The sequence below is a fragment of the Pseudomonas sp. Soil_N_39 genome, from assembly GCF_057655955.1.
This window is the reverse complement of the sequence record NZ_JBDGLI010000014.1, coordinates 14,380-32,189: the sequence shown is the minus strand read 5'-3', so window position 1 is coordinate 32,189 and position 17,810 is coordinate 14,380. Positions and strand designations below refer to the sequence as shown.

Below are 17,810 nucleotides of genomic sequence, written 5' to 3'. Positions count from 1 at the left end.
ACAGGGTTGTGTGTCTCTGGAGCCTTCACTGATCCCAGGAAGACGGGCACCCCGTACAGCCTTGCATATTCGCATCCTGGAAATTCCCATAATGCTGGCGAGAACCGCTCAAGTTGGCCTGTTCCAGGTTGCTTTCGCCGAGCTTGGCTTCCTGCAGGTTGGCGTCGCGCAGGTCGGCGCCCTTGAGGTCGGCCTTGCTCAGCCAGGCCATTTCCAGGTCCGCCGCCTGCAGATTGGCCTCGTGCAGGCGGGCGCCGGACAGGCGGGCAAACTGCAGGTAGGCCGCCGTCAGGTCGGCACGCTGGAACTGCGCGCCCTGGGCGAACAGGCCCCAACCCTGGATTGCCGTGAGCTTGGCACCGCTGAAGTCCGCCAGGCGCAGGTTGCTTTGCTGCAGGCTGGCACGGGTCAGGTTGGCGCCCTGTAGCCGGGCTTTCTCAAGGTTGGCCAGGTCCAGCCGCGCGTGCCGCAGGTCGGCATCACGCAGGTCGGCGCCGCTGAGGTTCATCTTGCGCAAGTCCTGGTTCGCCAGTTTTGCGCCCCGCAGGTTGGCGCCGGGGCATTGGCTGGATTCGGCGATGAGGCAGCCGTTGATTGTCAGCGGGGTGTCGGGGTCATCGGCATTGGCAAAGGCGCCGATGAACAGAAGCAGCAGTGGTAATGATTTCATGGCATGAACTCAGGCAATTGTGGGGCGGGCTTGCTCGCGATGGCGGTGTGTCAGTCAACATCATTGCTGAATGAGTCGCCGCTATCGCGAGCAAGCTCGCTCCCACAGGAGAGGGTGTTTTAGCTCAGTTACTTCTGCGCTGTGGCCTTATCCCAGCTCGGAATCTTGAACACCCAGAACGAGCCACCCTGGGCCACGGGTTTGGTCAGTTCGGCCATGTCGCCGCCCCACAACGGCACGGCGCCGCCATAGCCGACGGTTACGCCGATGAACTGCTCGCCGTCCTGTTCCCAGGTGATGGGCGGGGAGACAATGCCGCTGCCGGTCTGGAATTTCCACAGCTCCTTGCCCGTTTTCGCATCGAAGGCCTTGAAGAAGCCGTCGCCGGTGCCGGTGAACACCAGGTTGCCCTTGGTCGCCAGCACGCCGGCCCACAGCGGCAGCGGTTCCTTGTGCTCCCACACCACTTTGCCGGTGGTGGGGTTCATCGCCCTCAGGCTGCCAACGTGATCGTCGTACATGCGTTTGATACGGAAGCCCATACCCAGGTAAGCCGAGCCTTTCTTGTAGTTCACTTCCTCGGTCCAGTATTCCTCTTTCCACTGGTTGCCGGGGACGTAGAACAGGCCGGTGTCCTGGCTGTAGGCCATGGGGTTCCAGTTCTTGCCGCCGAGGAATGGCGGCGAGACTTCCACCGGCTTGCCCTTGGTCTCACCGGGCAATGGCTTGGCTGGACGCTGGCCGGGGTTTTCCACGGGGCGGCCGGTCTTCAGGTCGATGTGGCTGGCCCAGGTGATGTTGTCGACGAAGGGGAAGGCGTTCTGCAGCTTGCCGTTGTTGCGGTCGACCACGTAGAAGAAACCGTTGCGGTCGGCGTGGGCGGTGGCCTTGACCACCTTGCCGTCCTTGTCCTTGTAGTCGAACAGCACCAGCTCGTTGTTGCCGGAGAAGTCCCAGGCGTCGTTGGGCGTGTGTTGGTAGAACCACTTCACCTCGCCAGTGCTCGGGTCGACACCGACCTGGCCCGAGGTGTAGAGGCTGTCGTAATCGTGAGGGTTGCCGTCCTTGGCCGTGCGTGCCCAGGTGTTCCATGGGCCGGGGTTGCCCGCGCCGACGATGATGGTGTTGGTCTCGGGATCGAAACTGGCGCTCTGCCAAGGTGCGCCGCCACCGTGGCTCCAGGCCTCGACCTTGCCGGTCTCAGTGGTTTTGTCGTCGGGCCAGGAGGGTGCCTTGACGTCGCCGGTCGGCGTGCTGTCCTTGCCGTTGAGGCGGCCCATGTGGCCTTCGACGAACGGGCGCATCCAGACTTCTTCGCCGGTGTCCGGGTCGCGGGCGAACAGTTGCCCGACCACACCGAATTCGTCACCGGAACTGCCGTGGATCAGCAGGACCTTGCCACTGGTCTTGTCCTTGATCAGCACCGGGGCGCCGGTCATGGTGTAGCCGCCGGCGTGGTCGCCGAACTTCTTGTTCCACACCACCTTGCCGGTGTTTTTATCCAGGGCGACCACCCGCGCGTCGAGGGTGCCGAAGTAGATCTTGTCGCCATAGATGGCTGCGCCGCGATTGACCACGTCGCAGCACGGGCGAATGTTGTCCGGCAGTCGGTGGTTGTAGGTCCACAGGCGCTTGCCGGTCTTGGCGTCGAGGGCGAACACCCGCGAGTACGAGCCGGTGACGTACACCACGCCGTCGCTGACGATGGCCTGGGATTCCTGGCCGCGCTGTTTCTCGTCGCCGAATGAGTAGGACCAGGCCGGGGTCAGCTTGAACACATTCTTGTCGTTGACCTGGGCCAGCGGGCTCCAGCGCTGGGCGTTGGTGCCCATGCCGTATTGCAGCACGTCCTGGGTGGTCAGGTGATCGTTGGCGATGTCTTCCCAACTGACCCCTGATGCTGCGGCTTTGGCCAAGGGGCTCAGCGACAGACTGCCGGCCAGCAGCAAGGCAACGGTCAGGGCGGAGAGGACGGGTAGCGTTTTTATTCTCATGGTGGCAGTTCCCAGTGAAAGGTTTTGGCCTGACTAGGTTGGGTCGCGCCGGGGCCCGCCGATACGGAAAAAGTCCCGCCTTTGCCGGGAAAACTTCCCGAACCGCCTGTCTTTGCGACTTGCGTCGGATGGCCTGCTACCAAGGAACTAGACCCCGGCCACCAAAGCAGCATTCGGCTGGTGGCACAGGGTTCCTAAGATGACGGCACGGCCTCTGCCAAGAGGTCTTGCGTGCAATCCAGAGGGCATAACAATGACAACAAAACGCAACGCCATCATCGCGACCGCATTTCTGATGGGGCTGACCGGCGCAGGCTCCGCATGGGCCCATGGCAACGTAGTGCCCCAAGCAGTGGAAACCAAGGGTCTGACTCCGATCAAGGACACCAACTTGCCGTTGGATGCCGACGGATGGGCTGCCCAGAACCCGTATCGCAATTCCCCCGAGCGTGACAAGGCCGTGGAAATCGGTGCCTCGGCCTACAACCAGAACTGCGCGGCCTGCCATGGCCTGGAGGCCAAGTCCGGCGGGATCGCCCCGGACCTGCGCATGCTCGACGCCGCCGAAGCCGGCGATGAGTGGTTTGTCGAGCGCGTGCGCCACGGTGCGGTGCGCGACGGCCGGGTCTACATGCCGAAAATGGCCGACTACCTGAGCCAGGAAGCCTTGTGGGCGGTGCGCACCTATCTCGACAGCGTGCACGTCGAGGAGTGATCGCCATGCGCCTGTTCGCGTGGGTAATCTGCAGCCTGCTGCTATGTGTCCAGGCGGTGCAGGCGCAGGTGCGCAGCTACGACCAGATGATCGTCGCTGGTGAGTTGAAGGTCGCGGTTTACAAAGACTTCGCACCCTACAGTTTTGAAGACCAGGGCCAGCCCCGGGGTGTCGATGTTGAATTGGCGCAGGCTTTGGCCAAGGCCATGGGCGTGCGTCTGAAACTGATGTGGGCACCGCCCGGCGAAAAGCTCGATGACGATCTACGCGACTACATCTGGCGCAGCAGCCCGCTGCACGACCGACAACTGGCCGACTTGATGATGCGTGTGCCGTACGATCACGACTACGTGCAAAAACGCAACGATATCGGTGAGCTGGAAAATGCCCAGGTGGTGATGTTCGGGCCTTATCAGCAGGAGTGCTGGCAGGTCGCGTATGACCGTCGTCGACTGGATTCGGTGGGCAGCGTCGCGGTGTTCCAGCAACACCCCATCGGGGTGGAAGTCGACAGCGTGCCGTCGTTCTACCTGACCTCGGTGTTCAATGGCATGCTCAGCGCCAGGACCCGCCATTACCCCAGCGTTGCCAAAGCCTTTGGGGCCATGCAGGCCGGGGAGGTCGACGCTGTCATGGCCATGCGCGGGGAAGTCGACTGGCAAGTGCATGAGGCGGCCGATCCGCAACTGGCACTGGCGGAGAATGCCTATCCGAACATGGGCAAGCAACGCTGGGAAATCGGCATGGCGGTGCATGAAAGCAACCGTCAGTTGGCCTATGCGGTGGAAGAGGCGCTGGAAGGCTTGATCCGCGACGGCAGCCTCAAGGCAATGTATGCCCGCTATGGCCTGCGCTACGAAGTACCCGAGATGTACCAATAGGAGCGCAGGGATGAACTGGCGAGCGTATGGCCTGCTGTTGTGGTGCCTGCCGTGGCTGGCGATGGCGGTCGAGCCAGGGAAGGATCCGGTGCCGTCGGTGATGTGGGCCTTTTATCACAAACAATTGCTGGGGGACGCGCCGTTCGTGTTCGACGACCGGGTGCGACTGCTGGCGCCACCCTTTGCCGAAGACGCGCGCCAGGTGCCGCTGGAAATCGATGCCCGGGCATTTACTGGCGACGTTGTGCGGGTGCTGGCCTGGGCGGAGCTGAACCCGTTGCCGAAAATCGTCGACTTCCAACCGGGGGAGCGGGTGCTGCCCTGGCTGTCGATCCGCATTCGCATCGAACAGGCCACGCCGTTGCGCGCCGCCGTGCAGACCCGCGATGGCCTGTGGCACGTCGGTTCGACCTTGATCGACGCGGCGGGTGGTGGCTGCACCGCTCCTAGCGTGGTGCGCACCCAGCCGGGTTGGGAGGAGCATCTGGGCGAGGTGCTGGGCGGTCGTTATCCGCGAGGGGATTCGAGTCGCTTGCGCCTGCAAATTGCCCATCCGATGGACAACGGCCTGGTGAGCGGCATCCCGGAGTTCTTCATCAACCAGGCGCAACTGCTGGACGCTGACGGTCAGGTGTTGGCGCGCCTGGAGCTGTTCCCGGCGGTCAGCGAAAACCCCAACCTGGGCTTCGACATCCAAGGCCCGGGACAGACCCGCCTGGTGCTGCGCGACAACAGTGGCAACGCGTTCGAGGCGGCCATTCCCTGACCAGAAGGAGCGCACCATGCGCTGGCTGTTACTGATCTGTCTTGGCCTGTGCCTGCCGGCATGGTCCGCCACCGAGTATTCACTCAAGCCCCGGCAGATCGCCGAAGGCACCTGGCTGCTGGAAGGCAGCACCGAGAACTTTGCCAAGGCCAACGGCGGCAATATCGTCAATACGGCGTTCATCGTCACCGATGTCGGTGTGGTGGTGATCGACACCGGTCCGTCGAAACGTTATGGCGAGGCGCTGCGCCAGGCCATTGCGGTGACCACCGATAAGCCGGTCATCCAGGTCTTGCTGACCCATCATCACCCCGACCACGTATTGGGCAACCAGGCATTCAGCGACGTGCCCATCGGTGCCTTGGCGGGCACCACCGATCTGCTGCGACAACAGGGTGATGCGCTGGCGGAAAACATGTATCGGCTGGTGGGCGATTGGATGCGTGGCACTGAAGTGGTATTGCCGACCCAGGCGCTGGCGGCCGGGACGCTGACGGTGGGCAATCACTCGTTGCGCTTGTTGCAACTGGCCGGGCACACCGGGGCCGACCTGGCGATTCTCGACGAAACCACCGGCGTGCTGTTCGCCGGCGACCTGGTGTTCTACGAGCGCGCCCTGACCACCCCCAACAGCCCGGGGCTGGAGGTCTGGCTCAACGACCTGGACACCTTGCAGGCGTTGCCCTGGAAGCAGATCGTGCCCGGCCATGGCCCGGTTGCGACCAACGCCCGGCCTTTCTCGCAGATGCGCGACTACCTGGGCTGGCTCGACCAACTGATGCGCGACGGCGCGGCGCGGGGCGACGACATGGCCGAGATGATCCGCAGCCCCATCCCCGAGCGTTTTGCCGGGATCAGTTTGAGTCGCTATGAGTTGATTCGCAGCGTCAGTCATCTCTACCCACGCTATGAGCGGGCGGGGATGAAGCGGGTGGACACCCAACCCGAATGATTCCCGTGGCGAGGGAGCTTGCTCCCGCTGGGCTGCGCAGCAGCCCCTGTATCAGTCACCCCGGCTATCAATATTGACTGGGCCATTTTCAGGGCCGCTGCGCGCCCCAGCGGGAGCAAGCTCCCTCGCCACGGGGGGGCGCTGCTCCTCCACATGTACCAAGGAACTAGAAAACTCAACACAGCGGGCAATTGTTGGCGACGGCCCCGAGGCCAAGAATCTGTGGCAGACCGGGAAAATTTCCCGGGTATAACAATAACCGCAGAGGTAGCCGTCATGAGTCATCCCGCACGTCGCCAACCCTTCGCCGTGAGCCTGCTGCTCAGTGCCATGCTGCTGTCCGGTTCGGCCCTTGCAGCCGTGACCGATCAGGAAATTCTCCAGGACCCGAAAAACCCGCAGCAGGTCGTGACCAACGGCCTGGGCGTCCAGGGCCAGCGCTACAGCCCGCTCGATACCCTCAATGTCAATAACATCAAGGACCTGCGGCCGGTCTGGGCGTTCTCCTTCGGCGGCGAAAAGCAGCGTGGCCAGCAGGCCCAGCCGATGATCAAGGACGGGGTGATGTACCTCACCGGTTCCTATTCGCGGGTGTTTGCGGTGGATGCGCGCACCGGCAAGAAGCTGTGGCAATACGATGCGCGCCTGCCCGATGACATTCGCCCTTGCTGCGACGTGATCAACCGCGGCGTGGCCTTGTATGGCGACCTGGTGTTCTTCGGCACCCTCGACGCGAAACTGGTGGCCTTGAACAAGGACACTGGCAAGGTGGTGTGGAGCAAGAAGGTGGCCGACCACAAGGAAGGTTATTCCATCAGCGCCGCGCCCATGGTGGTGAACGGCAAGCTGATTACCGGGGTGGCCGGGGGCGAGTTCGGCGTGGTCGGCCAGATCAGCGCCTACGACCCGAAAAATGGCGAACTGCTGTGGACCCGTCCGACCGTGGAAGGCCACATGGGCTACGTCTACAAGGACGGCAAGGCGGTCGAGAATGGTATCTCCGGTGGCGAGGCCGGCAAGACCTGGCCGGGCGATCTGTGGAAAACCGGCGGTGCCGCGCCTTGGTTGGGCGGCTACTACGACCCGGAAACCAACCTGCTGCTGTTCGGCACCGGCAACCCGGCGCCCTGGAACTCCCACCTGCGCCCTGGCGACAACCTCTATTCGTCGTCGCGCCTGGCCCTGAATCCTGATGACGGCAGCATCAAATGGCACTTCCAGAGCACGCCTCATGACGGCTGGGATTATGACGGCGTCAACGAACTGATCTCGTTCAATTACAAGGAAGGCGGCAAGGACATCAAGGCGGCGGCGACCGCTGACCGTAACGGCTTCTTCTACGTGCTCGACCGCACCAACGGTAAATTCATCCGCGGTTTCCCGTTTGTCGACAAGATCACCTGGGCCACTGGCTTGGACAAGGAAGGGCGGCCGATCTACAACGAGGCCAGCCGTCCGGGCGCGCCGGGCAGCGAAGCCAAGGGCAGCTCGGTATTCGTGGCACCGGCCTTCCTCGGCGCGAAAAACTGGATGCCGATGGCCTACAACCAGGACACTGGGTTGTTCTACGTGCCGTCCAACGAATGGGGTATGGACATCTGGAACGAAGGCATCGCCTACAAGAAGGGCGCGGCGTTCCTCGGCGCAGGTTTCACCATCAAGCCGCTGAACGAGGATTACATCGGCGTGCTGCGGGCCATCGACCCCAAGACCGGCAAGGAAGTCTGGCGCCACAAGAACTTCGCGCCGCTGTGGGGCGGGGTCCTGACCACCAAGGGCAACCTGGTGTTCACCGGCACGCCTGAAGGGTTCCTGCAGGCGTTCAACGCCAAGACTGGGGAAAAGGTCTGGGAATTCCAGACCGGCTCCGGCGTGCTCGGCTCCCCCATCACCTGGGAAATGGACGGCGAGCAATACATCTCCGTGGTTTCCGGCTGGGGCGGCGCGGTACCGCTGTGGGGCGGCGAGGTGGCCAAGCGCGTGAAAGACTTCAACCAGGGTGGCATGCTCTGGACCTTCAAGTTGCCGAAGGACTTGGTGGCCAAGCGCTGAATTGAATCTGGGGCGGGTGCTGTCCTTGTGGCGACTGCTCTGTGGGAGCAAAGCTTGCTCGCGATGCAGTCGCCTCGGTTCCCTGGAAGACCGCATCGCCTTCATCGCGGGCAAGCCTTGCTCCCACAGGGGCGGTGCGTCGTTTCACCAAAAATCCTCGTCCCAATGCTTGAAACCTACGACCAAATAACGAGAGTCCCCCCTGCCAACGACGCATTCGTCCGGCTGGCGGGGCTCTCTACCATCGGCCTATCGCCTGTCCCGTGACAGGCATCGACCAGGCAGAGGCCCCATCATGATCTACGCACAACCCGGAACCCCAGGCGCCGTCGTTTCCTTCAAACCGCGCTATGGCAATTTCATCGGCGGCGAATTCGTCGCGCCGGTCAACGGCGAGTACTTCACCAACACGTCCCCGGTCAACGGCGAAGTCATTGCCGAATTCCCGCGTTCCAGCGCCGCCGACATCGACAAGGCACTGGATGCCGCCCATGCCGCCGCCGACGCCTGGGGCAAGACCTCGGTGCAGGACCGTTCCCTGGTGTTGTTGAAAATCGCCGACCGCATCGAGCAGAACCTGGAAATCCTCGCCGTCAGCGAAACCTGGGACAACGGCAAGGCCGTACGCGAAACCCTCAATGCCGACGTGCCGCTGTCGGCCGACCATTTCCGTTACTTCGCTGGCTGCATCCGCGCCCAAGAGGGTGGGGCGGCCGAGATCAACGAACTGACCACGGCCTATCATTTCCACGAGCCGCTGGGCGTGGTCGGGCAGATCATCCCGTGGAACTTCCCGCTGCTGATGGCGGCCTGGAAACTCGCCCCGGCCCTGGCTGCGGGTAACTGCATCGTGCTCAAGCCGGCGGAGCAAACACCGCTGTCGATCACGGTCTTCATCGAGCTGATCGCCGACCTGCTGCCACCCGGGGTGTTGAACATCGTCCATGGTTTCGGTCGCGAAGCTGGTGAAGCCCTGGCCACCAGCAAGCGTATCGCCAAGATCGCCTTTACCGGATCCACGCCGGTGGGTTCGCACATCATGAAGTGTGCGGCCGAGAACATCATCCCGTCCACCGTGGAACTGGGCGGCAAGTCGCCGAACATCTTCTTCGAAGACATCATGCAAGCCGAACCTGCCTTCATTGAAAAGGCCGCCGAAGGCCTGGTGCTGGCGTTCTTCAACCAGGGCGAAGTCTGCACCTGCCCGTCCCGGGCGCTGGTGCAGGAGTCGATCTACGAATCGTTCATGGCCGTGGTCATGAAGAAGATCGCCAAGATCAAGCGCGGCGACCCGCTAGACACCGAGACCATGGTTGGCGCCCAGGCGTCCCAGCAGCAATTCGACAAGATCCTGTCGTACCTTGAAATTGCCCAGCAAGAGGGCGCCGAACTGCTCACCGGCGGTGCTGCCGAGCGACTCGAGGGTGATTTGTCGAGCGGCTATTACATCCAGCCGACCCTGCTCAAGGGCCACAACAAAATGCGCGTGTTCCAGGAAGAGATCTTCGGCCCGGTGGTGGGTGTGACCACCTTCAAGGACGAAGCCGAAGCCCTGGCGATCGCCAACGACACCGAGTTCGGCCTGGGTGCCGGCCTGTGGACCCGCGACATCAACCGCGCCTACCGTATGGGCCGGGCGATCAAGGCCGGTCGTGTGTGGACCAACTGCTACCACCTGTACCCGGCCCATGCCGCGTTCGGTGGCTACAAGAAGTCCGGCGTGGGGCGTGAAACCCACAAGATGATGCTCGACCACTACCAGCAGACCAAGAACCTGCTGGTGAGCTACGACATCAATCCGTTGGGGTTCTTCTAACCCGAGACCACAGCACTACCCCCTGTGGGAGCGAGCTTGCTGTGGGAGCAAGGCTTGCCCGCGATACAGACGACTCGGTCAGCCGATCAGGCCGAGGGCGATTCATCGCGAGCAAGCTTTGCTCCCACAGCAGGCCCCACATTTGAATATGTATGCCCCTGAATTGATACCAACGCACCCCACCCACCGCTTCGAAAGTAGCATTCGAGCCCCAGGCTTGGCGTGCATTAATGACCTTGCCGGAATCGCCCGGTACAAGAAGAGGAAAGACCCATGTGGACTAAACCCGCGTACACCGACCTGCGTATCGGCTTTGAAGTGACGATGTACTTCGCTAACCGATGAGTGCCGGCCCGGCCTGGGACGTTCAGGCCGGGCTACCCCATTGGTCTGATTGCATTCACAGCGGGATGCTTTAGGCTCAAGGTATCCCCTGACAATAACAACAGGCTTACCGATGAGCCACGTAACTGAAAAGATGAGCCTCAGCCCGCTGCGCAAGTTCGTTTCTCCTGAAATCATGTTCGGTGCCGGTTGTCGGCACAATGTCGGCAACTACGCCAAGACCTTCGGCGCACGCAAAGTGCTGATCGTCACCGACCCCGGGGTCATCGCCGCCGGTTGGGTGGCGGACGTCGAAGCCAGCCTCCAGGCCCAAGGTATCGATTACTGCATCTACAGCGCGGTCTCGCCCAATCCGCGGGTCGAGGAAGTGATGCTCGGGGCCGACCTGTACCGGGAAAACCATTGCGATGTCATCGTCGCGGTGGGCGGTGGTAGCCCGATGGATTGCGGCAAAGGCATCGGCATTGTCGTTGCCCACGGCCGCAACATTCTCGAGTTCGAAGGTGTCGATACCCTGAACGTGCCCAGCCCGCCGCTGATCCTGATTCCCACGACGGCGGGGACGTCGGCTGACGTGTCGCAGTTCGTGATCATCTCCAACCAGCAAGAACGCATGAAGTTCTCCATCGTCAGCAAGGCGGCGGTGCCGGACGTGTCGCTGATCGATCCGGAAACCACCCTGAGCATGGACCCGTTCCTGTCCGCCTGTACCGGCATCGATGCGCTGGTGCATGCCATCGAGGCCTTCGTGTCCACCGGTCACGGCCCGTTGACCGACCCCCATGCACTGGAAGCCATGCGCCTGATCAATGGCAACCTGGTGCAGATGATCGCCAACCCGGCGGACATCGCCCTGCGGGAAAAAATCATGCTGGGCAGCATGCAGGCCGGGCTGGCGTTCTCCAACGCGATCCTCGGGGCTGTGCACGCGATGTCCCACAGCCTGGGCGGTTTCCTCGATTTGCCCCATGGCCTGTGCAACGCGGTACTGGTGGAGCACGTGGTGGCGTTCAACTACAACTCGGCACCGGAGCGTTTCAAGGTGATAGCCGAGACCCTGGGCATCGATTGCCGAGGGCTCAACCACCAGCAGATCCGCGGCCGCCTGGTGGAGCACCTGATTGCCCTCAAGCACACCATTGGCTTCCACGAGACCCTGGGCCTGCACGGCGTGAGCACCTCGGACATTCCGTTCCTGTCGCAACATGCGATGCACGACCCGTGCATCCTCACCAATCCTCGGGAGTCGAGCCAGCGGGATGTCGAGGTCGTCTATGGCGAAGCCCTCTGACGAGCAGCAAAAAGCCCTGGAGGGGCTGCTGGGACTGGGCAATCACTCGACGCGCAAGAGTCACTATCCGGAGCTGACGGCGCGCCTCGATGAGCTGGAACAGGCCCGGCGACACCTGCAACAGCTCAATGACCAACTGGAGCAGCGGGTGGCCGAGCGCACCGATGCGCTGTTGGAAGCCAACCACAACCTGCAGCAGCAGATTGCTCAGCGCGAGCTGGTTGAACAGCAATTACGCGACGCTCGGGACGTCGCCCAGGCCGCCAACCGCAGCAAGGACAAATACCTGGCCGCCGCCAGCCATGATCTGTTGCAGCCCCTCAACGCGGCCCGTCTGCTGATCGCCACGTTGCGTGAGCGCCAACTGCCTGCCGCCGAGCACGTGCTGGTGGAACGCACCCACCAGGCGCTCGAAGGCGCCGAAGACCTGCTCACCGACCTGTTGGACATTTCCCGGCTGGACCAGGCAGCGGTCAAGCCCGACCTGGCGCCATATAGGCTGGATGAGTTGCTGGGGCCACTGGTATCGGAGTTTCAATCGGTGGCCGGTGCCGCCGGGTTGGAGCTGCGGGCGCGGTTTGGTGACGAAGCGGTGCTGACCGACCTGCGGTTGATCAGCCGTATCCTGCGCAACCTGCTGAGCAATGCCTGCCGCTATACCGACCAGGGTGGCATTCTCCTGGCGGCCCGGCGGCGGGGAGGGCGCTTGAGCCTGGAAGTCTGGGACACGGGGCGCGGCATCGCAGCCGATTGCCTGGAGTCGATTTTCCTTGAATTCAACCAACTGGACGTCGGCCGGGCGGCGGATCGCAAGGGCGTGGGCCTGGGGTTGGCGATTGTCGAACGCATCGCCCATATCCTCGGCTATCGGGTGCAGGTGCGTTCGCGACCGGGGCGAGGCTCGGTGTTCAGTATCGTGGTGCCGCTGTCGGATGAAAAACCGCTGCCCATGGCGCTGGCCCCGGTACAGGCGGTCGCCGGCAACCCGCTGCCGGGGCGGCGCTTGTTGGTGATCGACAATGAGCTGAGCATCCTGCAAAGCATGGCCGCGCTGTTGGGGCAGTGGGGCTGCGACGTGTTGACCGCCACCGACGAGGCGGGTGCCCTTGACGTGCTGCAAGGCCGTGCGCCGGAGCTGATCCTGGCGGATTTTCACCTGGATCATGGGGTCGTAGGCTGTGAAGTGGTCAAGCACCTGCGCGAGCATTTCCACCAGGCGATCCCGGCGGTGATCATCACCGCCGACCGCAGCGACCAGTGCCGCCGCGCCCTGCGCAAGCTGGATGCACCGCTGCTCAACAAACCGGTCAAGCCTGGCAAGTTGCGGGCGGTGTTGAGTCAGATGCTTGGGTAGCGCCACTCCCGGAAATCCCATCAACCCTGAACCCCTGTGGGAGCGAGCTTGCTCGCGATAGCGGCCGATCAGTCAACATCATTGTTGAATGTCTCGGCCTCATCGCGAGCAAGCTCGCTCCCACAGGAGGTCTGCATCGGGCAAAGGGGATTGATATCAGGCTCACTGCCGATCAGGGCCATTAAAATGCCGTCATTTGGTCGGCGTTTTTGCCCAGAATGTAAAAATGCGCTTCGGTCTGTTTATTTCCTTATGTAAACTCCCCCCGCTGCGACAATCGGGCACGGCCACGTCAGGCCCGATGAGCACCGTTTGCAGCGTCCCTCACCCAGCTGAAGCCAAGACCTACAAGAAGTCAGCGCCGGAGAGACATAAACGAGAGGTCGACGAATGTGCTCGGCCCTGTAGGTCCATCCTCCAGTCCGTCTCGATCCCATCCCCCTGGCGTTGCTGGCCGTGGATGTGGTCTATCCTTGATCAGGACCGGTGGATGGAATGGCGTTCATCCTAGGGATACACACATGTTGAAGAAAACACACACGGCGCTACTGGGCCTGGCGATGGCGATGGGTCTTGCGACCACGCACGCCGCCGAGCCAAAAAAAGTGGATGTCTTGCTCATCGGTGGGGGCATCATGAGCTCGACACTCGGCGTCTGGCTCAATGAGCTGGAGCCGGGCTGGACCATGGAAATGGTCGAGCGCCTGGACGGTGTTGCCGAAGAGAGCTCCAACGGCTGGAACAATGCCGGTACCGGTCACTCTGCGCTGGCCGAACTGAACTACACGCCGGAAGACAAGAACGGCAAGGTTGATATCTCCAAGGCCATCGAAATCAACGAAGCCTTCCAGATCTCCCGCCAGTTCTGGTCCTGGCAGGTCAAGAACGGCGTGTTGAAGAACCCGCGTTCGTTCATCAACTCCACCCCGCACATGAGCTTTTTGTGGGGCGACGAGAACATCGCGTTCCTGAAGAAGCGCTACGAAGCCCTCCAGGCCAGCCCGTTGTTCGCCGGCATGCAGTATTCCGAAGATCGCGAGCAAATCAGCAAGTGGGTTCCGCTGATGATGCAAGGGCGTGACCCGAGCCAGAAAGTCGCGGCTACCTGGAGTCCCCTGGGTACTGACGTGAACTTCGGCGAAATCACTCGTCAATTCGCGGCTTACCTGCAAACCAAGCCGAACTTCTCCCTCAAGCTGTCCAGCGAAGTGGAAGAGATTACCCGCAACGAAGACGGTACCTGGCGCGTTTCGTACAAGAACCTGAAAGACGGTACCGAAACCGAGACCGACGCCAAGTTCGTGTTCATCGGCGCTGGTGGCGGTGCGTTGCACCTGCTGCAGAAGTCCGACATCCCGGAAGCGCGTGAATACGCAGGTTTCCCGGTGGGTGGTTCGTTCCTGGTCACCGAAAACCCGACCGTCGCCCAACTGCACCTGGCGAAGGCGTATGGCAAGGCTTCGGTGGGCGCTCCGCCGATGTCGGTTCCACACCTGGACACCCGTGTGCTCGATGGCAAGCGCGTGATCCTGTTTGGCCCGTTCGCAACGTTCTCCACCAAATTCCTGAAGAACGGTTCGTACTTCGACCTGCTGACCAGCACCACCACCCACAACGTGTGGCCGATGACCAAGGTCGGTATCGAACAGTACCCATTGGTCGAATACCTGGCCGGCCAGCTGATGCTGTCGGATGAAGACCGCTTCAACGCCCTGAAAGAGTACTTCCCGGAGGCCAAGCAAGAAGACTGGCGCCTGTGGCAGGCCGGCCAGCGCGTGCAGATCATCAAGCGTGACGAAGAGAAGGGCGGCGTCCTGAAACTCGGCACCGAAGTGGTCGCGTCCCAGGACGGCAGCATCGCCGGCCTGCTGGGTGCCTCGCCTGGCGCCTCGACCGCTGCACCGATCATGCTGACCGTGCTTGAGAAGGTCTTCAAGGACAAGGTCGCAAGCCCAGCCTGGCAGGAAAAACTGCGCCAGATCGTGCCGAGCTACGGCACCAAGCTCAACGAAAGCCCTGAGCGCGTAGCCCAGGAATGGGCGTACACCAGCGAGGTCCTGCAACTGGACCCGCCACCGGCGATCGGCAAGCCAGGCGCCCCAGCGGCACCGGCCAAGCCGGGCCCAGCCCCTGAGGCCAACCCAGCGGCTGACATGGCGCTGTAAGCCTGACGCTGTCTGGTGAGGCATAAAAACGCCGCTCATTGAGCGGCGTTTTTTTTGGGGTTCGGTAAACCCTGTGGGCGCGAGCCTGATCGCGATGACGGTTTACCTGAACAGGTGATGTTGAATGTGCCGGCGCTTTCGCGAGCAAGCTCGCTCCCACAATGTTCCCGGCTGTCTGCGAGTTTTGTATTGGCCACCGACCCCTTGTGGGAGCGAGCTTGCTCGCGATGATGCACGGTCAGTCAGCATCAATGCTCGATCTGCCCCCGGTGCGTCAGATCATCTGTGCTTGTTCCGCCTATCTCCCTGAACCGCGCATCAAAATCCTCCGCCAACTGCGCCAGGGTAATCGCCCCCAAACGCTTGAGCAGCAACGCCTGGGCCTCATCGAACGCATCCGTCAACGCCGCATTCACCGCTTGTTCCACCAGGCATTGCGGATGATCGGTGGACAGGCCAATGGCAAAGATCGACGTGCTGCCCAAGGCCTGGTGGATATCCAGCAACGTCATCTCCGACAACGGTTTGCTCAGGGTCCAGCCGCCGCGATGGCCTTTCTCCGAAGTGACATACCCCTGTTCCTTGAGCAGCGCCATGGTCCGGCGCACCACCACCGGGTTGGTGCCCAGCATCTGCGCGAGGGTGTCAGACGTGGCTGATTGTTGGTGGCGATCCATGTGGATCAGCACGTGGAGCATGCGGGACAGGCGGGTGTCGGTTCTCATGAGCGTTGCAGTGTTTTGTGGTGGAGACGGGCGTGAGTATCGCCTGTAATTGCAAAAGTTACGAGATCGTTGACAGCGGCTTTTCAAGGAACTTACGATGTGTCGAGACTTTTTCGATTCCGCCAAACCACCTTGGAGATTGATCATGCGCTACGACGTCATCATCGCCGGCGGCAGCTACGCCGGTATGTCCGCAGGCCTACAACTGGCCCGTGCCCGCCGCAACGTGTTGGTGATCGATGCCGGCCAGCGGCGCAACCGGTTCGCGGCCAGCTCCCATGGTTTTCTCGGGCAGGACGGTCGTGCCCCCGGGGACATTGTCGAAGAGGCCCGTCGCCAGCTATTGGCCTATCCGACGGTGGAATGGGTATCGAGTACCGCGATCGCGGCCAGCCAGGAGGCGGGAGGGTTCGCCGTGGAAACCGTCGATGGGCAACGCTACAGTGCCCAATGCCTGTTGCTTGCCTGCGGTGTCATCGATGAATTACCAGACGTGGAAGGGTTGACGCAGCGCTGGGGCAAAAGCGTCTTCCATTGTCCGTATTGCCACGGCTACGAGCTGGAACAAGGCCCCATCGGCGTGTTGGCGACCTCGCCGATGTCGCTCCACCATGCCTTGATGCTGCCCGACTGGGGCCCGACGACGTTCTTCACCCGTGGCGTGTTCGAACCCGATGCAGAACAACTGGAGAGCCTGGCGCGACGCGGCGTGGTCGTGGTACCGGAACGTGTCGAACGTCTTGAAGGCGAACGGGCCGATGTGGTGCTGGCCGACGGACGTGTGGTCGCCATTGACGGCCTGTTTGTCTTGCCGCGTATCCAGGTGGCCGGCTCACTCGCGGCGTCCTTGGGTTGCGCGCTTGAAGACGGCCCGCTCGGGGCGTTCATCCAGGCCGACCCGATGACGCGTGAAACCAGCGTCCGGGGGGTATTCGCCTGTGGCGATGCGGCGATGCCGTTCGGCTCGGTGGCGTTGGCGGTCGGCGATGGGGTGAGGGCGGGATCAGGCGTACATCGGTCGTTGATCTTCGGCGCGCACTGAGGGCATCCATGCTCCCACAGGATAGTGGCCTGTGGGAGCGAGCCTGCTCGCGATGGCGTCGCTACTGCTGAGTACCAAACATCGCCGTCCAATAGATCCCCGCATCGCTTTTCGGATCGGTCGCATACCCGGCGCCCAATTCGCGAAACTGTGGGTTCATCAGGTTGGCGCAGTGCCCCGGGCTGGCCAGCCAGCCGTCCACCACCTTGAGCGCAGTGTCTTGTCCGGCGGCAATGTTCTCGCCGATCAATTGGCCCAGATAGCCGGCCAGTTCGGCGCGGTCGCCCGGCGTGCGGTTGTCGCGGTCCTTGTGGTCGAAGAAGTTGTTGTTGGCCATGGCCCGAGTGTGAGTGACGGCGGCCAGGGCCAAGGTGGCGTTCCAGGCCAGCGGCGTGGTGGCGGCGAAGGCTTCGGTGCCGCAGCGACGCGGCTGGGCGCGGGCACTGTTGATCAGCTTCAGCAGTTTCTGGCCCTCGGCTTGCCAATCACCCAGGCGCGCCGACAACAACGGGCGCGCCAGCACGATGCGCCATTCGCGATCCAGGCGGCTGACGCCGATGTCGACGAACTGTGGGTCGAGCACCACCTGGCAGAAGCTTTCCTGCACGGCTTTCATGGCCGATTGGGCATCGCGGGGCCCGGACAGGCTGATGGCTTGCACGTTGACCATGGGATAGGCCGCCCGCGCCAGCGCCTGTTGCAGGTCGCCGATGCCATTGGCCGACAGGATCAGCCGGGAGTCCATCGCCAGCGGCGGCAACTCCAGCGAGGCCTGGCCGGCACAGCTTTGGGATTGGCTGCGGTAAAGGTTGATGGACTCGACCAGTTGCGTCTCTTCGGTGGCCGTCGCGCTGGTGGCGAATACCAGGCCCAGCGACAGCACGACAAGACCCATGACGGATGAAATGGCACGCATGTAAATCTCCCTTGAGCGGACGGCGCCTATGATGCGCAATTTTTGCCCCGCTGGGGCAACGGTATTCACGCTCTCTTGAAATCCCTTGAAACGGTACCGTTGGGTACCGTTCGGGACAATCCTCAA

15 protein-coding genes are annotated in these 17,810 nt (G+C 62.4%); 11 read left to right on the top strand and 4 right to left on the bottom strand.

The genetic code is table 11. The features are described from left to right. Positions 1 to 25: 25 nt before the first annotated feature. Complete coding sequence (locus AC3A5O_RS20130) at positions 26 to 670, bottom strand: pentapeptide repeat-containing protein (RefSeq protein WP_487753629.1); 645 nt, start codon at positions 668 to 670, stop codon at positions 26 to 28. 128 nt (positions 671 to 798) lie between these two features. Then, on the bottom strand, positions 799 to 2,664 hold the full coding sequence (gene exaA / locus AC3A5O_RS20125; protein ID WP_487753628.1) for a quinoprotein ethanol dehydrogenase: 1,866 nt from the start codon (positions 2,662 to 2,664) through the stop codon (positions 799 to 801). A gap of 253 nt (positions 2,665 to 2,917) precedes the next feature. Here exaA and pedF point away from each other — a divergent pair, with 253 nt between their 5' ends. The 10 genes from pedF (at position 2,918) to mqo (ending at position 15,001) form a co-directional block, all read left to right on the top strand. After that, positions 2,918 to 3,379 (top strand): cytochrome c-550 PedF, encoded by a 462-nt coding sequence (gene pedF / locus AC3A5O_RS20120; protein WP_122565541.1) that lies wholly within the window; start codon positions 2,918 to 2,920, stop codon positions 3,377 to 3,379. A 5-nt stretch (positions 3,380 to 3,384) separates the two neighbouring features. Further along, on the top strand, positions 3,385 to 4,260 hold the full coding sequence (locus AC3A5O_RS20115; protein ID WP_487753627.1) for a substrate-binding periplasmic protein: 876 nt from the start codon (positions 3,385 to 3,387) through the stop codon (positions 4,258 to 4,260). 10 nt (positions 4,261 to 4,270) lie between these two features. Continuing rightward, entirely contained in the window at positions 4,271 to 5,026 is a 756-nt protein-coding gene (locus AC3A5O_RS20110) for a quinoprotein dehydrogenase-associated SoxYZ-like carrier (protein ID WP_122565539.1), read from the top strand. A 16-nt stretch (positions 5,027 to 5,042) separates the two neighbouring features. Next, on the top strand, positions 5,043 to 5,978 hold the full coding sequence (locus tag AC3A5O_RS20105) for a quinoprotein relay system zinc metallohydrolase 1 (protein ID WP_487753626.1): 936 nt from the start codon (positions 5,043 to 5,045) through the stop codon (positions 5,976 to 5,978). A 276-nt stretch (positions 5,979 to 6,254) separates the two neighbouring features. Continuing rightward, positions 6,255 to 8,030 (top strand): PQQ-dependent methanol/ethanol family dehydrogenase, encoded by a 1,776-nt coding sequence (locus tag AC3A5O_RS20100; protein ID WP_487753625.1) that lies wholly within the window; start codon positions 6,255 to 6,257, stop codon positions 8,028 to 8,030. Between the two features lie 295 nt (positions 8,031 to 8,325). Then, a complete protein-coding gene (gene exaC, locus AC3A5O_RS20095; protein WP_122565536.1) occupies positions 8,326 to 9,846 on the top strand; it encodes an acetaldehyde dehydrogenase ExaC in 1,521 nt (506 codons plus the stop codon). A 273-nt stretch (positions 9,847 to 10,119) separates the two neighbouring features. Beyond that, entirely contained in the window at positions 10,120 to 10,191 is a 72-nt protein-coding gene (gene pqqA, locus AC3A5O_RS20090; RefSeq protein ID WP_003243383.1) for a pyrroloquinoline quinone precursor peptide PqqA, read from the top strand. A gap of 133 nt (positions 10,192 to 10,324) precedes the next feature. Then, on the top strand, positions 10,325 to 11,482 hold the full coding sequence (gene ercA, locus AC3A5O_RS20085) for an alcohol dehydrogenase-like regulatory protein ErcA (protein WP_122565535.1): 1,158 nt from the start codon (positions 10,325 to 10,327) through the stop codon (positions 11,480 to 11,482). Further along, complete coding sequence (locus AC3A5O_RS20080; protein WP_122565534.1) at positions 11,466 to 12,836, top strand: hybrid sensor histidine kinase/response regulator; 1,371 nt, start codon at positions 11,466 to 11,468, stop codon at positions 12,834 to 12,836. Before ercA ends, AC3A5O_RS20080 begins: the two co-directional genes overlap by 17 nt. Positions 12,837 to 13,357: 521 nt before the next feature. Further along, positions 13,358 to 15,001, top strand: a complete 1,644-nt coding sequence (gene mqo, locus AC3A5O_RS20075; RefSeq protein WP_122565532.1) for a malate dehydrogenase (quinone) — start codon at positions 13,358 to 13,360, stop codon at positions 14,999 to 15,001. 248 nt (positions 15,002 to 15,249) lie between these two features. Here the strand turns inward: mqo and AC3A5O_RS20070 are convergent, their stop codons facing one another. Continuing rightward, entirely contained in the window at positions 15,250 to 15,726 is a 477-nt protein-coding gene (locus AC3A5O_RS20070) for an Rrf2 family transcriptional regulator (RefSeq protein ID WP_122565531.1), read from the bottom strand. Between the two features lie 145 nt (positions 15,727 to 15,871). Here AC3A5O_RS20070 and AC3A5O_RS20065 point away from each other — a divergent pair, with 145 nt between their 5' ends. Then, the gene (locus AC3A5O_RS20065) at positions 15,872 to 16,768 is read left to right on the top strand and encodes an NAD(P)/FAD-dependent oxidoreductase (RefSeq protein ID WP_122565530.1); all 897 of its coding nucleotides are present in this window, start codon (positions 15,872 to 15,874) and stop codon (positions 16,766 to 16,768) included. 61 nt (positions 16,769 to 16,829) lie between these two features. On the opposite strand, the gene AC3A5O_RS20060 is transcribed toward AC3A5O_RS20065, so the two are convergent. Next, positions 16,830 to 17,684, bottom strand: coding sequence for a CAP domain-containing protein (locus AC3A5O_RS20060; RefSeq protein WP_354336996.1), 855 nt, complete (start codon positions 17,682 to 17,684; stop codon positions 16,830 to 16,832). Between the last annotated feature and the right edge of the window lie 126 nt (positions 17,685 to 17,810).